Genomic DNA, 22,208 nt, shown 5'->3' with positions numbered 1-22,208 from the left:
GAAATAAAGCGTGCCCGCCAGAGTACCCGGCGGGCAGCATTAAGAAGACATTAGCGGGTTGGTTGATAAACCGCGTTGAAACCCAGCTTTTGCAGAAGATCGGCGCCATGAGCATCGTCGCACTGTACTAACAGTGATGACCACTCCCGGCGCTCACGATAATGTTTACGCAGCTTATCAAACTCGCCCGGCACGGCTGCCACTTTTCTCAGCAGCGCATCGTCGCGGCGCACATCATACACCAAATGAACCAGTCTTTTCAGAGCGGACTCATCGAGCGGGCCGTGCAGGGTTATGCGGCCAAACTCCGGGGCCGGTAAAAGGGTCGACAGCGCGACCTGCTGACGTTGACCAATAAACTCGCTGAATGCCTCAAACACCTGGGTGGTACCACGCGCTTTGCCTTCAAGGGTGTAACCGGCGATGTGTGCGGTGCCAATATCCGCTTTTTCCAGCAGGGCGACGTTGAGATCCGGTTCCGGCTCCCACACGTCCAGCACCACGCTCAGTTGTTGACCCGCCTCAAGGCAGCGCAGCAGCGCGGCATTGTCCACCACCGGCCCACGACAGGCGTTGATGAGGATCGCACCGGGCTTCAGGCGCTGAATCAGGGCGTCATCGGCCAGATGCAAACTTTTGTAAGGGCCCTCTTTAAACAGCGGCGTATGGAAGGTGAGCACATCTGCCTCGCCGACCAACTCCTCCAGTGAGCGGAAGTCGCCCTCCTCTCCCCGATCGGCGCGTGGCGGATCGCAAAGCAGCGTGCGAACGCCCCAGGCCTCAAGCCGCGCCTGCAGACGACTGCCGACATTGCCTGCGCCAACAATGCCAACGGTGCGGTCGCGCAGGGAAAACCCGTCGCGTTCGGCCAGCATCAGCAGGGACGAGAAGACATACTCCACCACCGCAATGGCATTACAACCTGGCGCGGCTGAAAACGCGATCCCCGCCTGCGCAAGCCAGGCCTCATCAACATGATCGGTGCCGGCAGTCGCCGTTCCAACAAATTTGATGCCCGTGCTGGTAAGCAGCGTTTCGTTGACCTTCGTGACTGAGCGCACCATCAGCGCTTCTGCATCCGCCAGTTCAGCAACCGGAATGGGGCGCCCTGGCACGGCTTTTACCTCCCCCAGGCGACAGAATAATTCGCTGGCATAAGGCATATTTTCATCAACAAGGATTTTCACGTTACAGGACCTGTTTGAATACGGGAATTCAGCCATCAAGTGTGCCATAATCTCGCCGCCAGGCATACCCGCAATGCCGCGTCACGACGAGCGAGACCCAGAGGATTTTCATGATGCAACCCATTCAGGGAGCGCCCGCGCGCCCTCCAGGGCAAGACCCGACCCCCACCAGTAACGTTGCCGGCGAGCAACCGCTCACCACGCTTCAACGGACTGTGCTGGAAAGACTGATTACCCGCCTGGTGGCGCTCACGCAACAGCAAAGTGCAGAAGTCTGGGCAGGGGTGAAGCACGATCTGGGTCTGAAAAATGATGCCCCGCTGCAGTCGCGTCATTTTCCGGCGGCTGAACAAAATCTCAATCAGCGCCTGGATACCGCCTCGCAGAATCACACCACCCGCCAGGTGGTTTCTCAGCTGACCGAACTTTTAAGCCAGGGCAACAACCGACAGGCCGTGAGTGATTTTATTCGCCGCGAGTTTGGTCAGACTGCACTGAGCCAGTTAACGCCTCAGCAGCTCAAAACCGTGCTGACGCTATTACAGAATAACCAGATTTCGATCCCTCAGCCTCAGCAACGTCCGGCGACCGATCGCCCCCTCCTGCCGGCGGAGCACAACTCGCTCAATCAGGCGGTGACAAAACTTGCGGCAGCAACGGGCGAACCCGGGAAACTTATCTGGCAGTCGATGCTGGAGCTCTCGGGTGTGAAAACGGGCGAGCTGATCCCGGCGAAACATTTTGCGCCGCTGATGACATGGCTGCAGGCGCGTCAGACATTAAGCGTACAGACAGCCCCAACGCTGCATACCGTGCAGGCGGCGCTCAAGCAGCCGTTAGATGATACGGAATGGCAGAACATGAACGACTATGCCCAGAAGCTGTGGCAGGTGACGCCGCAGACGGTACTGACTACAGCCCAGGTGCAGGACATCCTCAATCAGGTCTTCCTGCGTCGTGCTGAGCGTTCGCAGGGTATACCGGAAGCGCGTGATGTTAAGCCTATTTACAACCCGCTCTTTGCGCCCGTCATAGAGAGTGTGAAGCACCTTTCCGCTCGCCCGGGGCTGCTGCTGGTCGCGCTGCTGGTCGCCTTTGCCCTGCTCTGGATAGTTATCTGAAAAAACCCCTCCAGGCGGAGGGGTTCGGTTGTTACAGGTCACTGCCGTTATTGCGAATGGTCTCTTTATACCAGTTAAATGATTTTTTACGGCTGCGTTCGAGCGTCCCGTTACCATCATTATCTTTATCAACATAGATAAAGCCGTAGCGTTTTTTCATCTCACCGGTGCCCGCTGACACCAGATCAATACAACCCCAGGGCGTGTAGCCCATTAACTCCACGCCGTCTTCCACGACCGCTTTCTTCATTTCACGCAGGTGGTTTTGCATGTATTCGATACGGTACTGATCGTTGACCGAACCATCACTCTCTTTCTGATCGATAGCGCCAAAGCCATTTTCTACAATAAACAGCGGCAACTGATAGAGATCGTAGAAATAGTTCAGGGAGTAACGCAGGCCCACCGGGTCAATCTGCCATCCCCAGTCTGACGCTTTCACATAGGGATTTTTCACCAAGCTTTTGGTTTCGTCATAATCCAGCTGCGGATTATCGGCGCTCGCTTTGGTGGCAAAAGACATGTAATAACTAAAGCCAATGTAATCCACACAACCACGTTTGAGTATCTGCAGATCTTCTTCGGTGATATCGAGGTCAAAACCTTTGCGTTCGAAATAGTTAAGGATGTGACGAGGGTAATAACCGCGCACGTGTACGTCAGTAAACCAGTAGCGACGATGCATCGCGGCAACGGACATCATCATGTCGTCCGGATCGCAGGTGAGCGGGTAAATCGGGCACATGGCTATCATGCAGCCAATCTGAAAATCAGGGTTAATGGCGTGGCCAGCTTCCACCGCCAGGGCGCTGGCGACCAGCTCATAATGCGCCGCCTGGTACATGACCGGCTCACGGTTTTCCCCTTCAGCGTATTTCAGGCCGGAGTTGGTAAAGGGGGCAAAATCTTCGTGATAATTTGCCTGGTTATTAATTTCATTAAACGTCATCCAGTATTTCACCTTGGTTTTATATCGGGTGAAGACAACGTTCGCAAAACGCACAAAGAATTCGATAAGCTTACGATTACGCCAGCCACCATATTCCGTGACCAGATGGTAAGGCATTTCAAAATGGGAGAGCGTAATGACGGGTTCAATATTATATTTCAGGCACTCATCAAAGAGATCGTCATAAAATTGCAGGCCAGCTTCATTTGGCTCCAGCTCATCACCCTTAGGGAAAATACGGGTCCAGGCAATGGAGGTGCGAAAACATTTAAACCCCATTTCCGCAAAAAGCTTAATATCTTCGGGATAGCGATGGTAGAAGTCGATAGCTTCATGGTTAGGGTAATTTTTTCCCGCGATGACGCCATCGGTAATTTCACGAGGTACGCCATGTGCGCCGGCAGTCATCACGTCCGCAACGCTGATACCTTTCCCCCCTTCTTTCCATCCACCTTCAAGCTGATGTGCCGCGACCGCGCCGCCCCACAGAAAATCCGCTTTGAATCCTGCCATGCCTTTCTCCTTACTCTTTTAGTGGTGTCAGTAAAAGTCGAAAATATAGCGAAGCCTGACTATAACAGTCCTTATATTGAATAGAAACGATGCAAAAAATTATATCGCTGGAATATGTCACATCAATAAAACGTGATGTTTTTTCTGTGTGCTGGCGCGTATTTTTTAAATAAAATAAATATAAAAAGATGACACTGTCCTGTTATGCCACATTGCACAGGAAAGACATATATACCTTTATTATCAAAATACATTAGCGTTGGGATAATACCTCAACGGGCATGAACCGTTGCGGCGTTAAGTCCAGACGGACAGCAAACAGCCTCAGCAGGTGAGCATGTTGCGGGACGACGCGTTTGCGCTGGCAACAGCAAAAAAGAGGCATAAAAAAGGGAGCCAGTTGGCTCCCTTTTCACTGCGTCACAGTTGATCAGTTCAGTTTACGCATCACCAGCGTCGCGTTGGTGCCGCCGAAACCGAAGCTGTTGGACATCACGGTGTTCAGTGTCGCCTCAGTCGGCTGGGTTACAATGTTCAGGCCAGCAGCCTGCTCATCCAGCTGTTCAACGTTAATGCTCGGGGCGATAAAGCCGTGTTCCAGCATCAGCAGGGAGTAGATAGCTTCCTGAACGCCAGCCGCACCCAAGGAGTGACCGGTCATCGCTTTGGTCGCAGAGATTGCCGGGCTGTTGTCACCGAACACTTCGCGGATCGCACCCAGCTCTTTCACGTCGCCTACCGGCGTAGAAGTGCCGTGAGAGTTCAGGTAGTCGATTGGCGTATCCACACCGTGCATCGCCATCTTCATGCAGCGCACCGCGCCTTCACCGGAGGGAGCAACCATGTCGGCACCATCAGAGGTTGCGCCATAGCCAACAATCTCAGCGTAGATGTGCGCGCCACGGGCCAGCGCATGTTCCAGCTCTTCAACCACCACCATACCGCCACCGCCCGCGATGACGAAACCGTCACGGCTTGCATCATAGGTGCGGGACGCTTTTTCAGGCGTTTCGTTGTATTTGGTGGAGAGCGCACCCATCGCGTCGAACTCACAGGCCATCTCCCAGCCCAGCTCTTCGCCGCCGCCAGCAAACACGATGTCCTGTTTGCCCAGCTGAATCTGCTCTACCGCGTTACCAATACAGTGAGCGGACGTCGCGCAAGCGGAGCTGATGGAGTAGTTAACGCCGTGAATTTTGAACGGGGTCGCGAGACACGCGGAAACTGCGGAGCCCATCGCTTTGGTCACCACATAAGGGCCGACCGCTTTCAGACCGCGTGGGCTGCGCATGGCGTCAGCACCAAAGACCTGTGCTTTGGAAGAGCCACCGGAGCCTGCAATCAGACCCACACGCGGGTTGTTCTGGTAAACCTCAGCGCTCAGGCCGGCGTCTGCGATAGCTTCCTGCATGGAGAGAAAAGCATAAATGGAGGCATCGTTCATGAAACGGACCACTTTACGATCGATGAGACCCGTGGTGTCCAGTTTGACATTACCCCATACGTGGCTACGCATACCGGAGTCCTGAAACTCCTGGGAGAAAGTGATCCCTGAGCGTCCTTCACGCAGAGATGCCAGGACTTCCTGCTGGTTGTTACCGATGCTGGAAACGATGCCCAAGCCAGTAATCACTGCACGTTTCATTCAATACCCCTGTAAGTCGCACTAATTTTAAGTTTCGAGTCGCAAGATAGCGTACACTTGTACGCCGAACAAGTCCGATCAGACAATTAATGGGTAAATTTGCGCCTGAACGCCCGCATGGTTAAGATCGTGCCACTGCCTGTCCGACGAGTAACTTACGTGAAACAAACCGCTATACAATCTGCCAACCTGACGTTCAACGCTGAGGGTACACCTGTTTCCCGAGATTTTGACGACGTCTATTTCTCCAACGACAACGGGCTGGAAGAGACCCGCTATGTGTTTCTCGGCGGCAATGCTTTAGCCACCCGCTTTCCTGAACATTCACGCCCGTTGTTTATCGTGGCCGAGAGCGGCTTTGGCACGGGGCTTAACTTTCTGACCCTCTGGCAGGCCTTTGACGCTTTTCGCGCCGCGCATCCACAGGCTACCCTGGAAAGATTACATTTCATCAGTTTCGAAAAATTCCCCTTAACCCGCTCTGATCTCACCCTCGCGCACCAGCACTGGCCCGAGCTGGCTCCGTGGGCCGTTCAGCTACAGGCGCAATGGCCGCTTCCGCTGGCAGGCTGCCATCGTCTGCTGTTAGATGAGGGGCGCGTAACGCTGGATCTGTGGTTTGGCGACATCAATGAACTGACCGATAAACTGGACGACTCTCTGAATCAGCAGGTCGACGCCTGGTTCCTTGACGGCTTTGCACCGGCGAAAAACCCGGACATGTGGACGCCGACGCTCTTTGCCGCAATGGCTCGTCTGGCGAGGCCTGGCGGTACGCTTGCGACCTTTACCTCCGCGGGTTTTGTAAGACGGGGATTGCAGGACGCCGGCTTTACCATGAAAAAAAGCAAAGGCTTTGGCCGCAAGCGTGAAATGCTCACTGGCGTGATGGAAAACAGCCCCTCCCCTTCCCTGCGCGCCCCCTGGTTTGCCCGTAGCGGAACGAATAAGCGGGAGGTCGCTCTTATCGGCGGCGGCGTCGCCAGCGCGCTGCTCTCGCTGGCACTGCTGCGACGTGGCTGGCAGGTCACTCTCTATTGTGCCGATGATGCTCCCGCGCAGGGTGCCTCCGGCAATCGTCAGGGCGCGCTCTATCCGCTGTTAAGCGCTCACGACCCGGCATTATGTCAGTTCTTCCCGGCGGCCTTTACCTTCGCCCGCCGCCTGTATGATTCCCTTCCGCTTACCTTCGATCACGACTGGTGCGGCGTCACCCAACTGGCGTATGACGAAAAAAGTCAGCACAAAATCGCGCAGATGCTGGCCCTCAATCTGCCGGATGCTATTGCACACGCGGTGGACGCTGAGCAGGTGTTAGAGCGCACAGGCGTGCAAACCGACTGCGGCGGCATTCACTACCCGGCAGGCGGCTGGCTGTGCCCGGCAGATCTGACCTCTGCGGCGCTGGCCTTCGCGCAACAGCAGGGGCTGCGCGTTCACTATCGTCATGACGTGAAAAACCTGACGCAAACTGCGGCTGGCTGGGCGTTGACTCTGCAGGAGGGGAGCGTACGTCAGCATGAGTCTGTTGTCCTGGCGAACGGCCATCAGGTCAGCGATTTTGCGCAAACGGGAAAACTGCCGGTCTACCCGGTGGGCGGTCAGGTCAGCCACATTCCGACCACTCCGGCCCTCAGCCAGTTACGCCAGGTGCTCTGTTATGACGGCTATCTGACACCGCAGAATCCGGCTAACCAGCACCACTGCATAGGCGCAAGCTACCATCGGGGTCAGCGTGATGTTGCTTACAGCGAAGAAGATCAACAGCATAATCGCCAGCGTCTGCTGGACTGCCTCCCGCAGGCAACATGGGCGACGGATGTGGATGTCAGCGATGGCGAAGCGCGGGTGGGTGTGCGTTGTGCTACCCGCGATCACCTGCCTCTTGTGGGGAACGTAGCCGATTACGATGCTACCCTGCATGCGTACGCTGACCTGATGGGGCATCAGGCTGAGGCGGTCAGCGCCCCGGTTTACCCCGGACTCTTTATCATCGCTGCTCTGGGTTCGCGCGGTTTGTGCAGCGCGCCGCTGGCGGCTGAGCTGCTGGCATCCCAGATGAGTGAAGAGCCGCTGCCGCTGGACAGAGATACCCTCGCGGCCATCAACCCAAATCGGCTTTGGGTGCGGAAGTTACTGAAAGGCAGGTTAGTGAAGTAAACAGACTATGTCGCCCTTTCCCACCGGGAGAGGGCGAATACCACACCCTTAGTTTGCCTGCGCTTTCTGGAACAACCTGTCCCACATACCCAGCACCAGCACCTGATCCGGCGGTGAGAGTTCACCCGCCTGAATCGCTTTTTCCAGACTCAGGCTGACTTTCTCATGCAGCGCCTGTTCAGAGTGATCGTCACCGCTTTCCAGTTCAGCCACGGCGAGCGTCAGGTGACCGCGCAGATAACCGCCTGCAAACAGCTCATCGTCACTGGCGTGCTCTACCATGTCATCAATCAACGCCAGGATGCGGGTTTCAAATTCTGCGATCATCGTTTTTCCTCAGTTAAGATCTTCCGGCCACGGGAAGTGTTCCGCCTTCAGTTCAGGCGTGTGGTAATAATTTTGCAGCGCCTTAATAAAGCGCGCCGGGCGTTCAGGGATGCCCTTTTCGAGATATTCCATGACCTGCGCATGCACGCGGCGCTGGAAAACAATGCGATCCGGCTCGAAATCCCCTTCCAGGTTGTCGCAGCTGACGTTAAACGGATAACCCGCCGCCACGCAGAAGAGCCAGTCAAAAGCCTGCGGTTTTACCTCAACGTCTTCAAACTGACACTGGGTCTTTTCATCGCGACCGTCCGGGCAGTACCAGTAGCCAAAATCCACCTGTTCGCGACGTGCTTTACCCGCGATGCACCAGTGGGAAATCTCATGCAGTGCGCTGGCATAAAACCCGTGGGCAAACACAATGCGGTGATAGGGTGTCTGCTCATCTGCCGGAAGGTAAACCGGTTCGTCATCGCCTTTAATCAGGCGGGTATTAAAGTCGTCGGCAAAGCAGCCGTCAAAAAGAGTAATTAATTGTTCGTAGTTATGCGTTGTATTCATGCACCCATCCCCAGAAACTGGAGGATCTCCTGCCCGTGACTATCAAAAAGTAATTTTGCACTCATCACCGCCGAGACAATGACAATCATCGGCCGGATGAGTTTCTGCCCTTTACTGAGTACCAGACGGGAGCCCATGCGTGCGCCAAGAAACTGACCGACAAGCATCACAAACCCGGTTGCCCAGATAACTTTGCCGCCAATGATGAACAGTAAAAGCCCACCCAAATTGGAGGTGGCATTCAGCACTTTGGCATGGGCGGTAGACTTCGCCAGATTAAAACCGGCAAGCGTCACAAACGCGAGCGCGTAAAACGACCCGGCGCCAGGCCCAAAGAAACCATCATAAAAACCGACGCATCCGCCTGCTATCAGGGCAAACGGCAGGCCATGAAGGCGACGCTGCCTGTCCTCTTCACCCAGCTTTGGCATCAGCAAAAAGTAGAGACCAATGCAGATGACAAGAACAGGCAGGATCTGTCGCAATATGTCTGATTTTACGTACTGCACCAGCAACGCGCCGCTGGTGGAACCAATAAAGGTCATCAGAATATTGAGCTTTTGATCGGCCAGATTGACCACTTTGCGGCGCACAAAGTAGATCATGGATGAGAACGAACCGCCGCAGGCCTGAAGCTTGTTGGTTGCCAGCGCCTGGGCTGGCGTCATACCCGCAGCCAGCAGCGCGGGTACCGTTAAAAGTCCGCCACCACCCGCCAGGGCATCGATAAAACCCGCGAGTAAAGCCACGAAAAAAAGCACCGCCAGCATCAGCGGCGACACCATAAACATGTCCAGGAAAGCGTCCATTACAATACGTGTTCGTCCAGTAGCGCCTGACAGGAAGGAGGCAACGGTGGTGGCGTGGTTTTCCCCGGCGTCGTTGATGGTTTCGCGGGTTCAAACCAGCTCTGAAGTTCTGCGCCACAGCCATCGCCTGGGGGAGGCAGCGCCTGATCTTCACACTCCAGGCTATCCGCCGGGCAGCGCAGACGCACATGCATATGGGCACGGTGCTGGAACCATGGGCGAACTTTACGCAGCCAGTCGCGATCCGTTCCCGCGTCCAGGCAGAGCTGCTGCTTAATCGCCGGGTTAACGAAAATACGCGTGACGTCGTTATCCTTCGCCGCCAGCTTGATCATGCTGCTGATTTCCGGCTTCCACAAGGCGGGTACCACGGCTTTGCCGCTGCGGGAAACTAAATCCAGCGCCTGGGGTTTCAGCAACTGGGCCGACGTCCAGCGGGTTTTCGGCAGCTGCAAAAAGATATCGACGTCGAGGCCCGACTGGTGGCTCGCGTGCCCGCCGTTAAAACGCCCGCCCGCCGGCATCCCCATATCGCCAATCAGCATGGTGCCGAGGCCAAGATTGTGCACCTGGTTACCAAGACGCTGAATAAACAAGATCAGGTCCGGGTGGCCGAAATAGCGCCGCTGATCGGTGCGCATCACCTGATAGGTGTCTGACTGCAACGGCAGCGCGTCAGCACCGACGATGCAGCCATTAGAAAATGCCCCAATGGACTGCGGCGTACCAGGGATGGGATGGGTGATTTTCTGCCAGGGCGTTGCCGCCTGGCAGGTTAGGCTAGCAACAAGCGCCAGCAGGGCGAGGGCTGTTTTTTTCATCATTTACCAGCGAGGAATAGTGGTCGTCACATCGCCATTCTGCGCACGCTGGCGCATAAAATGATCCATCAGGACGATAGCGAGCATGGCTTCGGCAATAGGTACAGCGCGGATGCCAACGCACGGGTCATGACGCCCTTTGGTTATCATCTCTACTTCTTCGCCGAAACGGTTGATGGTCTGCCCCGGAACAGTAATGCTGGAGGTCGGTTTCAACGCCATCGTGGCCACGATTTGCTGCCCGCTGCTGATGCCGCCCAGAATGCCGCCCGCGTGGTTACTCTGAAAACCTTGCTGGGTGATTTCGTCACGGTTCTGACTGCCGCGCAGGTTGACCACGCCAAAGCCGTCACCTATCTCCACCCCTTTTACCGCATTGATGCTCATCATGGCGTGCGCAATGTCAGCATCCAGACGGTCAAAGACCGGCTCACCAAGGCCTGCGGGCACACCATCGGCGACCACAGTCACTTTCGCGCCGATAGAGTCACCCTCTTTTTTCAGGCTGCGCATCAGCTCGTCCAGCGCCTCGATTTTGCCCGGATCCGGGCAGAAGAACGGGTTCTGTTCGACCTGCTCCCAGTCCGCTATCGCCAGGGGAATGTCCCCCATCTGGGTCAGACAGCCGCGGATGACGATGCCAAATTTATGCGCAAGAAATTTCTTGGCAATGGCGCCTGCTGCCACACGCATTGCGGTTTCACGGGCGGAAGAGCGGCCGCCGCCACGGTAGTCGCGCAGGCCATATTTTTGTTCATAGGTGTAATCGGCATGTCCGGGGCGGAACACGTCTTTAATCGCACTGTAATCCTGCGAGCGCTGATCGGTGTTTTCAATTAACAGGCCGATACTGGTGCCGGTGGTCACCCCTTCAAATACGCCTGAGAGTATTTTTACCTGGTCCGGCTCGCGACGCTGCGTGGTGTAGCGAGAGGTGCCAGGACGACGACGGTCAAGGTCATGCTGAAGATCAGCTTCAGTCAGTGGGATGCCCGGCGGCACACCGTCGACGATGCAGCCCAGCGCGATACCATGAGACTCGCCGAAGGTGGTGACGCGAAACAGTTGTCCAATTGTATTTCCTGCCATCACGGCTCCGTTATTTTGCTGTTGTTGAGCGTTTGCTTAATCTTTATAAATGCTGAAATGTTCACGGGCGGCAAGAAGTTGCGCTTTGGTCAGCATAAAGACACCGTCACCGCCGTTGTCAAATTCAAGCCAGGTGAACGGCACATCCGGGTACTGGTCCATCAGATGTACCATGCTGTTGCCCACTTCACAAATCAGAACGCCGTTGTCGGTGAGGTACTCCGGCGCGCAGCCGAGGATGCGACGCGTCAGCTTCAGGCCATCACTGCCGGAGGCCAGACCCAGCTCCGGTTCGTGGCGATATTCAGACGGCAAATCGTCCATATCTTCTTCGTCGACATACGGCGGGTTGGTCACAATCAAATCGTACTGCACTTTTGGCAGGTCGCGGAACAGATCGGAACGGATGGGGGTCACGTGATGAATCAGACCGTGCTCTTCGATATTGTGCTCAGTTACCGCCAGGGCATCCGGAGAGATATCCACGGCATCCACTTCTGCCTCCGGGAACGCATAGGCGCAGGCAATCGCAATGCAGCCGCTGCCGGTGCACATATCCAGAATGTGCTGCGGTTGCCCATCAATAAGCCCGGCGAAACGGTTATTGATAAGTTCACCAATTGGCGAGCGCGGCACCAGTACGCGTTCATCGACGTAAAATTCGTGACCACAGAACCAGGCTTTATTGGTGAGGTAGGCCACCGGGATACGCTCGTTGACGCGACGAATCACGCGCTCAACAATACGGTGGCGCTCGCTGGAGGTCAGGCGGGCATTGCGCATCTCTTCCGGGATATCCAGCGGCAGGTAGAGGGTCGGCAGTACCAGTTGGACCGCTTCATCCCACGGGTTGTCGGTGCCGTGGCCGTACCAGATATTTGCCGCGCTAAATCGGCTGACCGACCAGCGCAACATGTCCTGAATGGTATGCAGTTCATTCACTGCTTCATCAACGAAAATTTTATCCACTTTATCCCCCAGGACATGCTCTTTGTAAATTCGGCGGCTAGTTTGCCATGAAGACGGCGATAAATCAGCATTGACGCTTACACTGCGGGCGTAAAAATGCATTTTGCTGAAAAGCGCAGGCCGAGTCGGGTAAACTAAAAGAAATAAGAGATGAGATGAACAGATGAAAAAGAAAGCATCGCTCAGCGAGGAGGAACAGGCGCTTTTCCGCCAGCTGATGAGCGGCACCCGTAAACTCAAGCAGGATACGGTCGTGCATCCGCCCACGCGCAAGAAGGTCAGCGAAGTCCCGGTGAAACGGCTGCTGCAGGAGCAGGCCGACAACAGCCACTATTTTTCTGATGAATTCCAGCCGCTCATTAATACAGAGGGGCCGGTGAAATACGTTCGTGATGACGTCAGCCACTTTGAGCTGAAAAAGCTCCGCCGTGGGGATTACTCACCCGAGCTGTTTTTAGATTTGCACGGCCTGACCCAGATGCAGGCCAAACAGGAGCTGGGGGCGCTGATTGCCGCCTGCCGCCGCGAACATGTGTTCTGTGCCTGCGTGATGCACGGCCACGGAAAACATATACTGAAGCAGCAAACACCGTTATGGCTGGCGCAACATCCACATGTGATGGCCTTTCACCAGGCACCAAAAGAGTATGGCGGCGACGCCGCCGTGCTGGTGTTGATTGAAGTTGAAGAGTGGCAGCCCCCCGAACTTCCCTGAGTGGGACCGACCAGCAATAAAAAAGCCGCCCTTGAAGGCGGCTCTTTTCACGGTCCGGCGAGTCAGATGGCTTTAGCCATCTTCAGGTTGCAGGGACTCATTTGCCAGTTAAACACACCTTTACCGTCTTCATCCAGCGTAACGCTGGCAATGGCGGAGGTGGTGAACATGGGCGGTGCTTCTCCAGGACAGAGCTCGGACACCAGATAACCCACCAGCGGCAGGTGAGAGATCACCAGCACGGATGCGGTTCCTTCACTGGCGAGAGCCTGCAGATAGGCGCTAACCAGACCAATATCACCACACGGAGTCAGTTCCGGCAGAACATCCACGCTGTCAGGCAGGTTCATACAGCCGCCTACCTCTTTGAGTGTTTGCTCAGCACGCAGGAACGGGCTGACCAGAACACGGTCGACATCCACTTTTTGGCCTTTCAACCAGGTTGCCATTTGGCGCGATTCGTCACAACCACACGGGGTTAAGGGACGAACAGCGTCGCTGGCTGCATCGAGGGCTGCATCGCCGTGACGCATGATGAAAACTTGCATATTGCACCGCTTTTGTTAACCAGAAGCATTGATATTCCCGCGTGAAACAGTTCCATTACGACGAAAATTATCAATGGCCGGGCATTGTGCCTTATCCATTCACTGAATGAAACGCAGTCTTTTACCCTAATGCCGTAAGTATAGTCAATCACTGTTTACTAATTGACCACGACAATGTCATTCAGATCCGGATTTACCCTTTTTTGACCTTAACTTACAAAATCAGTTTCTTTGTGGCCCCAAAAAGTTTCGCCCTGTTCAGCCATTTGTAACAAATGCTGACAAGGGGTGAAACGCTCCCCATACTGCCCTGCCAGGCGCTGAAGCGTGGCCACCACTTCACCCGCTCCAAGGGTATCCATATAGCGGAACGGGCCTCCCAGGAAAGGGGGAAAGCCGATGCCGAATACCGCGCCGATATCACCATCCCGCGGACTGCGAATGACCTTCTCGGCATGGCAGCGTGCGGCCTCGTTAAGCATCATCATCACGCAGCGTTCGGCCATGCTCTGCGCGGACGAGTTGCCCGGGCCTGACGCCCCGATAAGCGGGTAAATTGCCGGGTCAGGCTGTTTGTTGCTTTTACGCCCTTTCTTTGCGTAAAGATAGAAACCGCGACCATTTTTTCTGCCTTTGCGATCGTCATTCAAAATCGCTGAAACGACGCTTGCAGGCGCACTGAATCGTTCACCATAAGCCGCCTCAAGGACGGGAATAATTTTCGTGCCGGTGTCGATCCCCACTTCATCCAGAAGCTGGACAGGGCCGACCGGAAAACCAAACTTCACTAAAGCTTTATCAATCTGCTCGATGCGCTCGCCTTCACTGAGCAGACGCATCGCTTCACTCATGTAAGGCGCGAGGATACGGTTGACGTAGAACCCGGCTTTGTCTGCCACGACAATCGGCGTTTTGCCCTGCTTCTTCGCCAGTTTGACCACCGTCGAAATGGTCTGTGCGGATGTTCCGGCGTGAGGAATCACTTCCACCAGCGGCATCTTCTCTACCGGACTGAAAAAATGTAATCCGATAACCTGCTCAGGACGGGCTGCACGGGCGGCAATGTCGGCGATGGGCAACGATGACGTATTCGAGGCAAAAATCGTCTGCGGGCCACACTGCGTTTCAATCTCGCCAACCATCTGCTGCTTAAGCGCCAGATCCTCGAACACCGCTTCGATCACCACATCCCGATGCGAGAAGCCACGGTAGTCCGTAGTACCGGAAATACGCGACATCTGCGCATCCCGCTCTGCAGGTCTGAGATGGCGACGACGCACCTTTTTATCAAGCAGCTGCCAACTATATTGCAGGGCGTGGTTAATACCCTTCGGGTTAATATCTTTTATGCGAACCGGCAGACCGCCTTTCGCCGCAGTGACGTAAGCAATGCCGCCGCCCATCAGTCCACCACCGAGAATACCGACGCTGCGTAACGGGCCCGCTTCCACCGCGCTACCCGGATCCTTTTTCACCTCGGTGCTGGCAAAGAAAATATGACGCAGAGCGCGCGATTGTGGCGTCATCGCCAGTTGCCCAAACGCCCGGGCTTCGGCGTCATAGCCGCTGCTGCTCCCCTGACTCAGTCCGGTTTCAATAACGTTGAGAATGCGCGACGTCGCCGGGTAGTTCCCCTGGGTTTTTTGTTCTGTTTTTTTGCCCACCATGCGAAACAGTATCGCCCGACCCAGCGGCCCGGCCAGTACGCGTTCACGTACCGGAAGATGACGACTTGCTGGTCGTCCCTGGAGGGCAAGTTTTGCGGCGGCTTCCAGTAAAACAGAGGCCGGAACGACTTCATCCACCAGCCCGGCCTTCAGCGCCTGGCGCGGGCGTAGCTGCTTCCCGGTCAGGATCATCTCCAGCGCCCCACTCACCCCAATCAGCCGCGGTAAACGCTGTGTTCCGCCCGAACCTGGCAGCAGCCCCAGTTGCACTTCCGGCAACCCGAGCACGGTTTTCGGGGAGTCAGTACAGATGCGGCGATGGCAGGCCAGCGCCAGTTCAAGACCGCCGCCGAGGCAAGGGCCGTTGATCGCCGCGACGGCCGGGATCGATAAGCCGTGGATCTCCGCCATGATCTGTTGCCCCTGACGGGCAAGCTCTTCCGCCTCTTTAGCGCTCTGGCAGCGGTCTATCATGTTAATGTCCGCCCCGGCGATAAAGTTGTCGGGCTTGCCGGAGATAAACACGACGCCACGCAGATTTTTGTTTTCACGAATTTGCTTAAGCACGACGCGTACCTGACTGCCAAACTCCGCCTTCAGGGTATTCATTTTCTCGCCGGGCACATCGATGGTGACAACAGCCACAAAGTCCGGGCGAATGGTCAGGGTAAATGCCGGGTTCATTTCCATTATTCAGCCTCCAGTACCATGGCCGCACCCAGTCCACCCGCCGCGCAGGCGGTGACCAGGCCAAAACCTCCGCCGCGCCGGCGAAGTTCATTCAGGGTTTGCGTGATCATGCGCGCGCCCGTGGCGGCGAACGGGTGGCCGTAAGCGATAGAGCCACCCAGCACGTTAAATTTGCTCTCATCCACCTCCCCTGTCGCCTGAGAACGCCCCAGCACATCACGGGAAAAGCGGTCGCTTGCCATCAGTTTCAGGTTGGTCAGCGTCTGGGCGGCAAAGGCTTCATGCATATCAAGCAGAGTGAGATCCGCAAGCGTCAGTCCTGCTCTGTCCAGCGCAAGCGGCGTGGCCCAGGCGGGACCGAGCAACATGTCCTGCTGAACATCAATGGCGGTAAAGGCGTAGCTGCGCAGATAGCCCAGCGGTTTAAGCCCCAGTTCACGGGCGCGGGATTCCGTCATCAGGATAACTGCCGCGGCACCGTCGGTGAGGGGCGTGCTGTTGGCGGCGGTCACGGTGCCGTGCCTGCGGTCAAACGCCGGGCGCAGCTTCGCGTAATCCGCAAGGCTCGAATTCTGGCGCACGTTATTATCCTGGACAAGGGGTTCACGATAGGGAGGGGTATAGGCGGTCATCACCTCTTCACTGAGTTTGCCTTCAGCCCATGCACGGGCAGCAAACTGATGGGAACGGTGGGCCAGCGCATCCTGCTCCTCACGGGTAATCGCGTAGCTTTTTGCCATCTGTTCGGCGGTGTCCCCCATACGCAGGCCCGTCGAGTATTCAGCGACAGCCGGAGGAACGGGCAGCAAATCTTTTAACCGCAGGTGCGAGAAAAGTTTCAGTTTCTGACTCAGGGTACGGGCTTTATTGGCATCCACCAGCGTACGGGCCAGTTTTTTGCTGACGCCAATAGGCAGGACGGAAGAGGAGTCCGCCCCACCGGCAATACCGGCCCGGATGGTGCCCGCCATCAGGCTTTCAGCAACATTGGCGACTGCCTGGAAGCTGGTGGCGCAGGCACGGCTCACGCTATAGGCATCAGTATGCACATTCATGCCGGTTCCCAGCACGATTTCACGGGCAATATTTGGTGCCTCAGGCATCTGTACCACCTGGCCAAAAACCAGTTGCTCAATGACGTCCGGGGGGATTTCGCTGCGAGCAAGCAGCTCTCCCACCACCAATTTGCCAAGTTCAATAGCAGGAACACCGTGGAAGGCCGTAGCCTGTCGGGCAAACGGTGTGCGCAATCCACTGACAATAGCGATGCGGTCCCCCTGGCGGGTGACAAGCGGTAATGCCTGACTCATAACACTCCCCTGTTAACAGCGTGACCCGTAAAGTGGTCTGACCTGATAACAGTCTTAACTATTTTTTTACATTTAGCCAATCAGGGGGGAGAAAAAATGGGAGCTAAGCCACAGAGATTATTGAGAATAACGCTCCCGCAGGACGCGGAAGCGTTGGCAGGATTTAACGCAGGCCCAGCTGGAAAATCAGGGTCTCAGCTTCGCAGGCAAAGACAAAGTCGATGTCCAGACGGACGCCCTGCGCTTCTTCAGTAAAGGTAGAAGTGATAGTGCAAGGATCGGATTCCACTCCACGCGCTTTTGCGGTCAGGGCTGCCAGGGTCTCTTCCGCTTCGGCACGGTTGGCAAAAACCCGGCTGTAAGAGGCGGTGCAGTCAGTGTTGTCCATAATGGTGCCAACATCCATACAACAGCAAACCGGGGTTTCATCAGCACTGCATTTACTCATGGTGATTTCCTCTGAATTCGCACCCAAGGTGCCAGATAACGTTGTGCATATTTTACCCCCCCTGCCCGACACCTCTCCAGTTGATAATGGGTTTAATGCCTTTAAGTGACCGAAATCACACTTAAAAATGATCTAAAACAATTTTCATCCGATCTGCTTATTCTGTCTGCCCACAATTTTGCCACGCAGATCCCGTTTCGATGATCACATTTGAAAAATCCTATATACAAGCTTGCAACATTTGCGCTGGTCAGACCTATACTCTCGCCACTGGTCTGATTTCCAAGATGTACCGCAGACCCTACACTTGCGCCCCTGTTACGCTATGTAACATAGTTTAAATAAATATAATTGATGAGGTTTTGGTCATGAGCCAGAAAACCCTGTTTACCAAGTCTGCTCTCGCTGTTGCAGTGGCAATCGTCTCTTCCCAAGCCTGGTCAGCAGGCTTCCAGCTCAACGAATTTTCTTCTTCTGGCCTTGGCCGTGCTTATTCAGGCGAAGGTGCTATTGCTGATGATGCAGGTAACGTTAGCCGTAACCCTGCGTTGATCATGATGTTTGATCGTCCGACTTTCTCGGGCGGTGCTATTTTCGTTGATCCCGATGTAAACGTGACCGGTCGCTCCGTGATTGGCAACAATGCCAGTCAGGACAATATCGCGCCAACAGCGTGGGTACCTAACCTGCATTTCGTAGCGCCTATCAACGATCAGTTTGGTTGGGGGGCTTCACTGACCTCTAACTACGGTCTGGCAACAGAATTCAACGACAGTTACGCGGCAGGTTCAATGGGCGGTAAAACTGACCTTGAAACCATGAACCTGAACCTCAGCGGTGCCTATCGTCTGGATAATCACTGGAGCTTCGGTCTGGGCTTTGATGCCGTGTATGCCAAAGCGAAGCTGGAGCGTTACGCGGGTGACCTGCCACAAATCATCGGTGCCAATATCCCGGCACTGGTGCGCGCGGGCCGCCTCTCACCTGCTCAGGCCGCAGCCATTGGCTCGCAGGCAGGCGGCATCAGCCGTGATACCCAAATCGCTTACCTGAAAGGTGATGAGTGGGGCTTCGGCTGGAACGCCGGTATCCTGTATGAACTGGATAAAGACAACCGCTACAGCCTGACCTACCGTTCTGAAATTAAAGTCGACTTTGATGGCGATTATAAGAGCAACCTGCCAGCAACGCTGAATCCGGTCAATGCCGCGCTGGGGCTGGGTCTGCCATACGGCACCGGCGGTCAAACTACCGGCGGTGCGCTGACCCTGAACCTGCCTGAGATGTGGGAAGTGTCCGGTTATAACCGTGTTGCACCACAATGGGCAATTCACTACAGCCTGGCGTACACCAGCTGGAGTCAGTTCCAGGAACTCAAAGCCACCAACAGCAACGGCCAGACGCTCTTCAGAAAAGACGAAGGCTTTAAAGACTCTTACCGTATCGCGCTGGGTACGACCTACTACATGGACGATAACTGGACCTTCCGTTCCGGTATTGCCTTCGATGACAGCCCGGTGCCAGCAGAAAAACGTTCTATCTCCATTCCGGATCAGGACCGTTTCTGGCTGAGCGCAGGGACCACTTACGCCTTCAACAAAGATGCTTCTGTAGACCTGGGCGTCTCTTATATGCACGGTCAGAAAGTGGAGTTCACCGAAGGCCCCTATACCTTCAAATCTGAAGGTCGTGCATGGCTGTACGGTGCGAACTTTAACTACGCCTTCTGATTTCTTGCAGGCATAAAAAAAGGTGAGCCCTGGTGCTCACCTTTTTTGTTGCTCCGAAAGACGTTATTCAGAGTCGATATCTTTCAAATCGCCCTCAATGGCTTTCGCATTTGGATTTTCATCCGGCTTAAGCTTACCACCGTTGGCGATAAAGTCGTGGCGCTGGAAGTAGGCTTCACGCACCAGAATGTAAGGATCGGAAGACTGACGCAGCAGGCCATCAGAGTCCAGCAGTTGCGCACGTGACTCGATCCCCTGCACTGTCCATTTGCCGACTGACAACGGCCATGTGAGCCAGGAGAGCACCGGATAGAGCGTATCGGCCATATCGCCGCCGTCTTCACGTAGCGTGAAACTGCCATAGAACGGCAACTGCACGTAAGGGCCATAACCCACGCCATAATGACCGAGTGTGCTACCAAAGCGGTGCGGTTCAACCCGTTGCAGTTTCGGGTTCGATAACCCGGCGACATCCATCAGGCCGCCCATCCCCAGCAGGGTGTTCAGGAAGAAGCGCGTAAAGTGCACCATGCCCTGGTAGGGATCGCCCTGCAGGAAGTAGTTAACCATGATGGCGGGTTCTTCAAGGTTGCTGGTGAAATTGCTCAGCCCGTTTCTTGCCGGTTGTGGCACATAATCACGCCAGGCAACCGCAACGGGGCGCAGAACATAGGGATCCAGCACGTTGAAGTTGAAGCTGTACATGGTACGGTTGAACCCTTCAAGTGGGTCTGAACGTCCCTGCTGATCCCCAGAACTGGCACAGCCAGCCAGCACGGTTGAGGCCAGCGCGAGCGCTGACAGGCGAAATTTCATAGAGGTCTCCCTGGAGAAAATGGCATTGGCGAAACGCCATCCATGTGCACGCAAACGCAACGCAATGCGGTTTGCGTCATTAACATGTAACGCATTGTATCAGTACACCTTGTGATGTCTACGAAACGGGCATCCCACCATTGAGCATAGTCGCAGTTTGCCGCGGCGTTTCCCCACCATGCTATATAAAATTTACGGCTGAGTTATCGCCATCCTTGCCGTTAAACATAAATTAAGAATGAGCTGCCCCGACGAGCGCCTAAAAGCCGCTACGCTTAAAGAATAAGAGTATTTCTGGTGGAGTTATTATGGGCGAAGTCGCGGAAGAAAAAATCGACAAACAAACCGAAGACATTAAGGTGGAGAGCGATGAAAAACAGCGTGGCGAGGAGATAGAGGTTGATGAGGACAGACTTCCCTCGCGCGCAATGGCCATTCATGAGCATATTCGTCAGGATGGTGAAAAGGAGCTTGAGCGTGATGCGATGGCGCTATTCTGGTCTGCGATTGCCGCCGGACTCTCAATGGGGGCGTCGTTGCTGGCCAAGGGCATTTTTCACGTCCAGTTAGACGGCATTCCGGGGGCTTTCTTACTGGAAAACCTGGGCTATACCTTCGGGTTTATTATCGTCATTATGGCCCGGCAGCAGCTCTTTACCGAGAATACCGTTACCGCCGTTCTGCCCGTCATGCAAACGCCCTCCTGGGGTAATTTTGGCCTGATGATGCGTCTGTGGAGCGTGGTTCTGCTGGGTAATCTGGTGGGTACAGCTATTGCGGCATGGGCATTCGAGTATATGCCCATTTTTGACGAACAGACCCGGGATGCCTTGGTCAAAATTGGTATGGACGTCATGAAAAACAGCCCGGCAGAGATGTTTGCCAATGCCATTATCTCCGGCTGGATAATCGCCACCATGGTCTGGATGTTCCCCTCCGCCGGTTCGGCAAAAATCGTGGTGATTATTCTGATGACCTGGCTTATTGCCCTCGCCGATACCACCCATATTGTGGTCGGTGCCGTCGAGATCTTTTATTTAATCTTTAACGGCACGATTCACTGGAGCGAATTTTTCTGGCCCTTCGCCCTTCCCACCCTTGCGGGCAACATTTGCGGCGGTACTTTTATCTTTGCCCTTCTGAGCCATGCGCAGATCCGCAATGACATGATTAACGCCCGCAAAGCGGAAGCCAAAGCTAACGCAAAAGCGCAGCGCTCCCCCCAGGAATTTGCAGAAAAAGAGGCGAAACGGTGACACTTTAACCATTCAGGCGCAGGTGAGCTTAACGCGCAGCCAGAATGACGTTATACTCCTGCCGCCTTGTCCCCTTAGTTAAATGGATATAACGAGCCCCTCCTAAGGGCTAGTTGCAGGTTCGATTCCTGCAGGGGACACCATATACGCCTCTCCTGACATCTACCTATTTCAATAATCCCTCTCCTTATCAAGAACAAACGTTCTACTCAGGCTATGCGGCGTCAACCGATGTCTGCCCTATCAACGTGGTTCAGACCCTGAAAAAGTGGGTTACGACAAGAAAGTGACCGGCCGTGGTTTTCGTCACGGTATGAGCACAATCATTACATAATGAAAGATTCAGTACTGCGTGGACTGAGACTCAGCTTGCGCATGTGGACAAAGATGCATTTCGCGGCAGGTATAACCCTGCGTAGTATGTGGAAAAGAGAAAGCGATGATGCATTGATATGAGGATTATCTGAAATGATTAAGGCCTATGAGTATTTAACTTCCAAAACAGGGTAAATTGAAAATTCATTCTTCAAGAGCCGCGTTATTTCGTAAAAATCTGCTTTGCAAGCTCATGAATGTACTTAATCAGGGTACTATTTTTAATAAGAAAGAAAATAACTTCCCCGGTGATACCTTGCCATAATTCTATCGGCATCCCTGATAATAATGATGCTGGAAATGCGGATAGCATACAAATCTTCATTTTTCCTCTATGTATTCTGACAGTTCAATGCCACTACCACATAATTTATATGGCCAATCTCGCCAGATCTTTTGATCCACTCTGCTTAAACTACTGATGCTCAACGGTGCCAGTAAAATCGCCTGGAGTCGTTAGTGCTAAGCCGCAGGCCGGCTTTTGATGTCTTTTTATCCGAATGAT

19 protein-coding genes, 1 tRNA gene and 1 pseudogene are annotated in these 22,208 nt (G+C 54.7%); 7 read left to right on the top strand and 14 right to left on the bottom strand.

Annotated features, from left to right (window positions below; genetic code table 11):
- Positions 1-50: 50 nt before the first annotated feature.
- Complete coding sequence (gene pdxB, locus KXR87_RS02410; protein WP_437430672.1) at positions 51-1,187, bottom strand: 4-phosphoerythronate dehydrogenase PdxB; 1,137 nt, start codon at positions 1,185-1,187, stop codon at positions 51-53.
- A gap of 113 nt (positions 1,188-1,300) precedes the next feature.
- Between pdxB and flk the strand changes: the two genes are divergently transcribed.
- The gene (gene flk, locus KXR87_RS02405) at positions 1,301-2,308 is read left to right on the top strand and encodes a flagella biosynthesis regulator Flk (RefSeq protein ID WP_437430815.1); all 1,008 of its coding nucleotides are present in this window, start codon (positions 1,301-1,303) and stop codon (positions 2,306-2,308) included.
- 31 nt (positions 2,309-2,339) lie between these two features.
- Here flk and KXR87_RS02400 read toward each other — a convergent pair whose 3' ends face one another.
- The gene (locus KXR87_RS02400; protein WP_437430671.1) at positions 2,340-3,770 is read right to left on the bottom strand and encodes a 6-phospho-beta-glucosidase; all 1,431 of its coding nucleotides are present in this window, start codon (positions 3,768-3,770) and stop codon (positions 2,340-2,342) included.
- A 430-nt stretch (positions 3,771-4,200) separates the two neighbouring features.
- On the bottom strand, positions 4,201-5,415 hold the full coding sequence (gene fabB, locus KXR87_RS02395) for a beta-ketoacyl-ACP synthase I (protein ID WP_437430670.1): 1,215 nt from the start codon (positions 5,413-5,415) through the stop codon (positions 4,201-4,203).
- Positions 5,416-5,574: 159 nt separating this feature from the next.
- Here fabB and mnmC point away from each other — a divergent pair, with 159 nt between their 5' ends.
- Complete coding sequence (gene mnmC, locus KXR87_RS02390) at positions 5,575-7,575, top strand: bifunctional tRNA (5-methylaminomethyl-2-thiouridine)(34)-methyltransferase MnmD/FAD-dependent 5-carboxymethylaminomethyl-2-thiouridine(34) oxidoreductase MnmC (protein ID WP_437430669.1); 2,001 nt, start codon at positions 5,575-5,577, stop codon at positions 7,573-7,575.
- A gap of 48 nt (positions 7,576-7,623) precedes the next feature.
- Here the strand turns inward: mnmC and KXR87_RS02385 are convergent, their stop codons facing one another.
- Genes KXR87_RS02385 through prmB form a run of 6 tightly spaced genes read right to left on the bottom strand, consistent with a single transcriptional unit; the run spans position 7,624 to position 12,148 of the window.
- Entirely contained in the window at positions 7,624-7,902 is a 279-nt protein-coding gene (locus KXR87_RS02385) for a YfcL family protein (protein ID WP_437430668.1), read from the bottom strand.
- A gap of 9 nt (positions 7,903-7,911) precedes the next feature.
- The gene (locus KXR87_RS02380; RefSeq protein WP_437430667.1) at positions 7,912-8,460 is read right to left on the bottom strand and encodes an elongation factor P hydroxylase; all 549 of its coding nucleotides are present in this window, start codon (positions 8,458-8,460) and stop codon (positions 7,912-7,914) included.
- A complete protein-coding gene (locus KXR87_RS02375) occupies positions 8,457-9,269 on the bottom strand; it encodes a sulfite exporter TauE/SafE family protein (protein WP_437430666.1) in 813 nt (270 codons plus the stop codon). Before KXR87_RS02375 ends, KXR87_RS02380 begins: the two co-directional genes overlap by 4 nt.
- Entirely contained in the window at positions 9,269-10,090 is an 822-nt protein-coding gene (gene mepA, locus KXR87_RS02370; RefSeq protein WP_437430814.1) for a penicillin-insensitive murein endopeptidase, read from the bottom strand. Before mepA ends, KXR87_RS02375 begins: the two co-directional genes overlap by 1 nt.
- A gap of 3 nt (positions 10,091-10,093) precedes the next feature.
- Positions 10,094-11,179: a chorismate synthase gene (gene aroC, locus KXR87_RS02365; RefSeq protein WP_437430665.1), complete on the bottom strand. Its 1,086-nt coding sequence runs from the start codon at positions 11,177-11,179 to the stop codon at positions 10,094-10,096.
- 36 nt (positions 11,180-11,215) lie between these two features.
- Entirely contained in the window at positions 11,216-12,148 is a 933-nt protein-coding gene (prmB, locus tag KXR87_RS02360) for a 50S ribosomal protein L3 N(5)-glutamine methyltransferase (RefSeq protein WP_437430664.1), read from the bottom strand.
- Positions 12,149-12,311: 163 nt separating this feature from the next.
- Between prmB and smrB the strand changes: the two genes are divergently transcribed.
- Complete coding sequence (gene smrB, locus KXR87_RS02355) at positions 12,312-12,863, top strand: endonuclease SmrB (protein ID WP_437430663.1); 552 nt, start codon at positions 12,312-12,314, stop codon at positions 12,861-12,863.
- 62 nt (positions 12,864-12,925) lie between these two features.
- Here smrB and sixA read toward each other — a convergent pair whose 3' ends face one another.
- From sixA to KXR87_RS02335, 4 genes are all read right to left on the bottom strand, one after another.
- The gene (gene sixA, locus KXR87_RS02350) at positions 12,926-13,411 is read right to left on the bottom strand and encodes a phosphohistidine phosphatase SixA (RefSeq protein ID WP_437430662.1); all 486 of its coding nucleotides are present in this window, start codon (positions 13,409-13,411) and stop codon (positions 12,926-12,928) included.
- A gap of 209 nt (positions 13,412-13,620) precedes the next feature.
- Complete coding sequence (fadJ, locus tag KXR87_RS02345; RefSeq protein ID WP_437430661.1) at positions 13,621-15,768, bottom strand: fatty acid oxidation complex subunit alpha FadJ; 2,148 nt, start codon at positions 15,766-15,768, stop codon at positions 13,621-13,623.
- Complete coding sequence (gene fadI, locus KXR87_RS02340) at positions 15,768-17,078, bottom strand: acetyl-CoA C-acyltransferase FadI (protein WP_437430660.1); 1,311 nt, start codon at positions 17,076-17,078, stop codon at positions 15,768-15,770. Before fadI ends, fadJ begins: the two co-directional genes overlap by 1 nt.
- Before the next feature lie 163 nt (positions 17,079-17,241).
- Positions 17,242-17,526 (bottom strand): YfcZ/YiiS family protein, encoded by a 285-nt coding sequence (locus KXR87_RS02335; protein WP_437430659.1) that lies wholly within the window; start codon positions 17,524-17,526, stop codon positions 17,242-17,244.
- Positions 17,527-17,894: 368 nt separating this feature from the next.
- Between KXR87_RS02335 and fadL the strand changes: the two genes are divergently transcribed.
- Positions 17,895-19,256: a long-chain fatty acid transporter FadL gene (gene fadL, locus KXR87_RS02330; RefSeq protein ID WP_437430658.1), complete on the top strand. Its 1,362-nt coding sequence runs from the start codon at positions 17,895-17,897 to the stop codon at positions 19,254-19,256.
- Positions 19,257-19,319: 63 nt separating this feature from the next.
- On the opposite strand, the gene mlaA is transcribed toward fadL, so the two are convergent.
- The gene (gene mlaA, locus KXR87_RS02325) at positions 19,320-20,072 is read right to left on the bottom strand and encodes a phospholipid-binding lipoprotein MlaA (protein WP_437430657.1); all 753 of its coding nucleotides are present in this window, start codon (positions 20,070-20,072) and stop codon (positions 19,320-19,322) included.
- A gap of 308 nt (positions 20,073-20,380) precedes the next feature.
- Between mlaA and KXR87_RS02320 the strand changes: the two genes are divergently transcribed.
- From KXR87_RS02320 to KXR87_RS02310, 3 genes and pseudogenes are all read left to right on the top strand, one after another.
- On the top strand, positions 20,381-21,328 hold the full coding sequence (locus tag KXR87_RS02320; protein WP_437430656.1) for a formate/nitrite transporter family protein: 948 nt from the start codon (positions 20,381-20,383) through the stop codon (positions 21,326-21,328).
- A 68-nt stretch (positions 21,329-21,396) separates the two neighbouring features.
- A tRNA-Arg gene (locus tag KXR87_RS02315) sits at positions 21,397-21,471 on the top strand.
- A gap of 128 nt (positions 21,472-21,599) precedes the next feature.
- Positions 21,600-21,747, top strand: a pseudogene (locus tag KXR87_RS02310) (integrase); the annotation flags it as partial.
- Positions 21,748-22,208: the final 461 nt, after the last annotated feature.

The organism is Yokenella regensburgei, from assembly GCF_051486985.1.
Classification (GTDB): domain Bacteria; phylum Pseudomonadota; class Gammaproteobacteria; order Enterobacterales; family Enterobacteriaceae; genus CBFFRJ01.
This window is presented reverse-complemented; position numbering and strand designations above follow the sequence as displayed.

Bases quoted from the DNA above. Each gene is read 5' to 3' on its own strand.
- flk (WP_437430815.1), top strand. From the start codon at position 1,301: ATGCAACCCATTCAGGGAGCGCCCGCGCGCCCTCCAGGGCAAGACCCG.
- KXR87_RS02400 (WP_437430671.1), bottom strand. From the start codon at position 3,770: ATGGCAGGATTCAAAGCGGATTTTCTGTGGGGCGGCGCGGTCGCGGCA.
- fabB (WP_437430670.1), bottom strand. From the start codon at position 5,415: ATGAAACGTGCAGTGATTACTGGCTTGGGCATCGTTTCCAGCATCGGT.
- KXR87_RS02385 (WP_437430668.1), bottom strand. From the start codon at position 7,902: ATGATCGCAGAATTTGAAACCCGCATCCTGGCGTTGATTGATGACATG.
- KXR87_RS02380 (WP_437430667.1), bottom strand. From the start codon at position 8,460: ATGAATACAACGCATAACTACGAACAATTAATTACTCTTTTTGACGGC.
- KXR87_RS02375 (WP_437430666.1), bottom strand. From the start codon at position 9,269: ATGGACGCTTTCCTGGACATGTTTATGGTGTCGCCGCTGATGCTGGCG.
- mepA (WP_437430814.1), bottom strand. From the start codon at position 10,090: ATGAAAAAAACAGCCCTCGCCCTGCTGGCGCTTGTTGCTAGCCTAACC.
- aroC (WP_437430665.1), bottom strand. From the start codon at position 11,179: ATGGCAGGAAATACAATTGGACAACTGTTTCGCGTCACCACCTTCGGC.
- smrB (WP_437430663.1), top strand. From the start codon at position 12,312: ATGAAAAAGAAAGCATCGCTCAGCGAGGAGGAACAGGCGCTTTTCCGC.
- sixA (WP_437430662.1), bottom strand. From the start codon at position 13,411: ATGCAAGTTTTCATCATGCGTCACGGCGATGCAGCCCTCGATGCAGCC.
- fadJ (WP_437430661.1), bottom strand. From the start codon at position 15,768: ATGGAAATGAACCCGGCATTTACCCTGACCATTCGCCCGGACTTTGTG.
- fadI (WP_437430660.1), bottom strand. From the start codon at position 17,078: ATGAGTCAGGCATTACCGCTTGTCACCCGCCAGGGGGACCGCATCGCT.
- KXR87_RS02335 (WP_437430659.1), bottom strand. From the start codon at position 17,526: ATGAGTAAATGCAGTGCTGATGAAACCCCGGTTTGCTGTTGTATGGAT.
- fadL (WP_437430658.1), top strand. From the start codon at position 17,895: ATGAGCCAGAAAACCCTGTTTACCAAGTCTGCTCTCGCTGTTGCAGTG.
- mlaA (WP_437430657.1), bottom strand. From the start codon at position 20,072: ATGAAATTTCGCCTGTCAGCGCTCGCGCTGGCCTCAACCGTGCTGGCT.
- KXR87_RS02320 (WP_437430656.1), top strand. From the start codon at position 20,381: ATGGGCGAAGTCGCGGAAGAAAAAATCGACAAACAAACCGAAGACATT.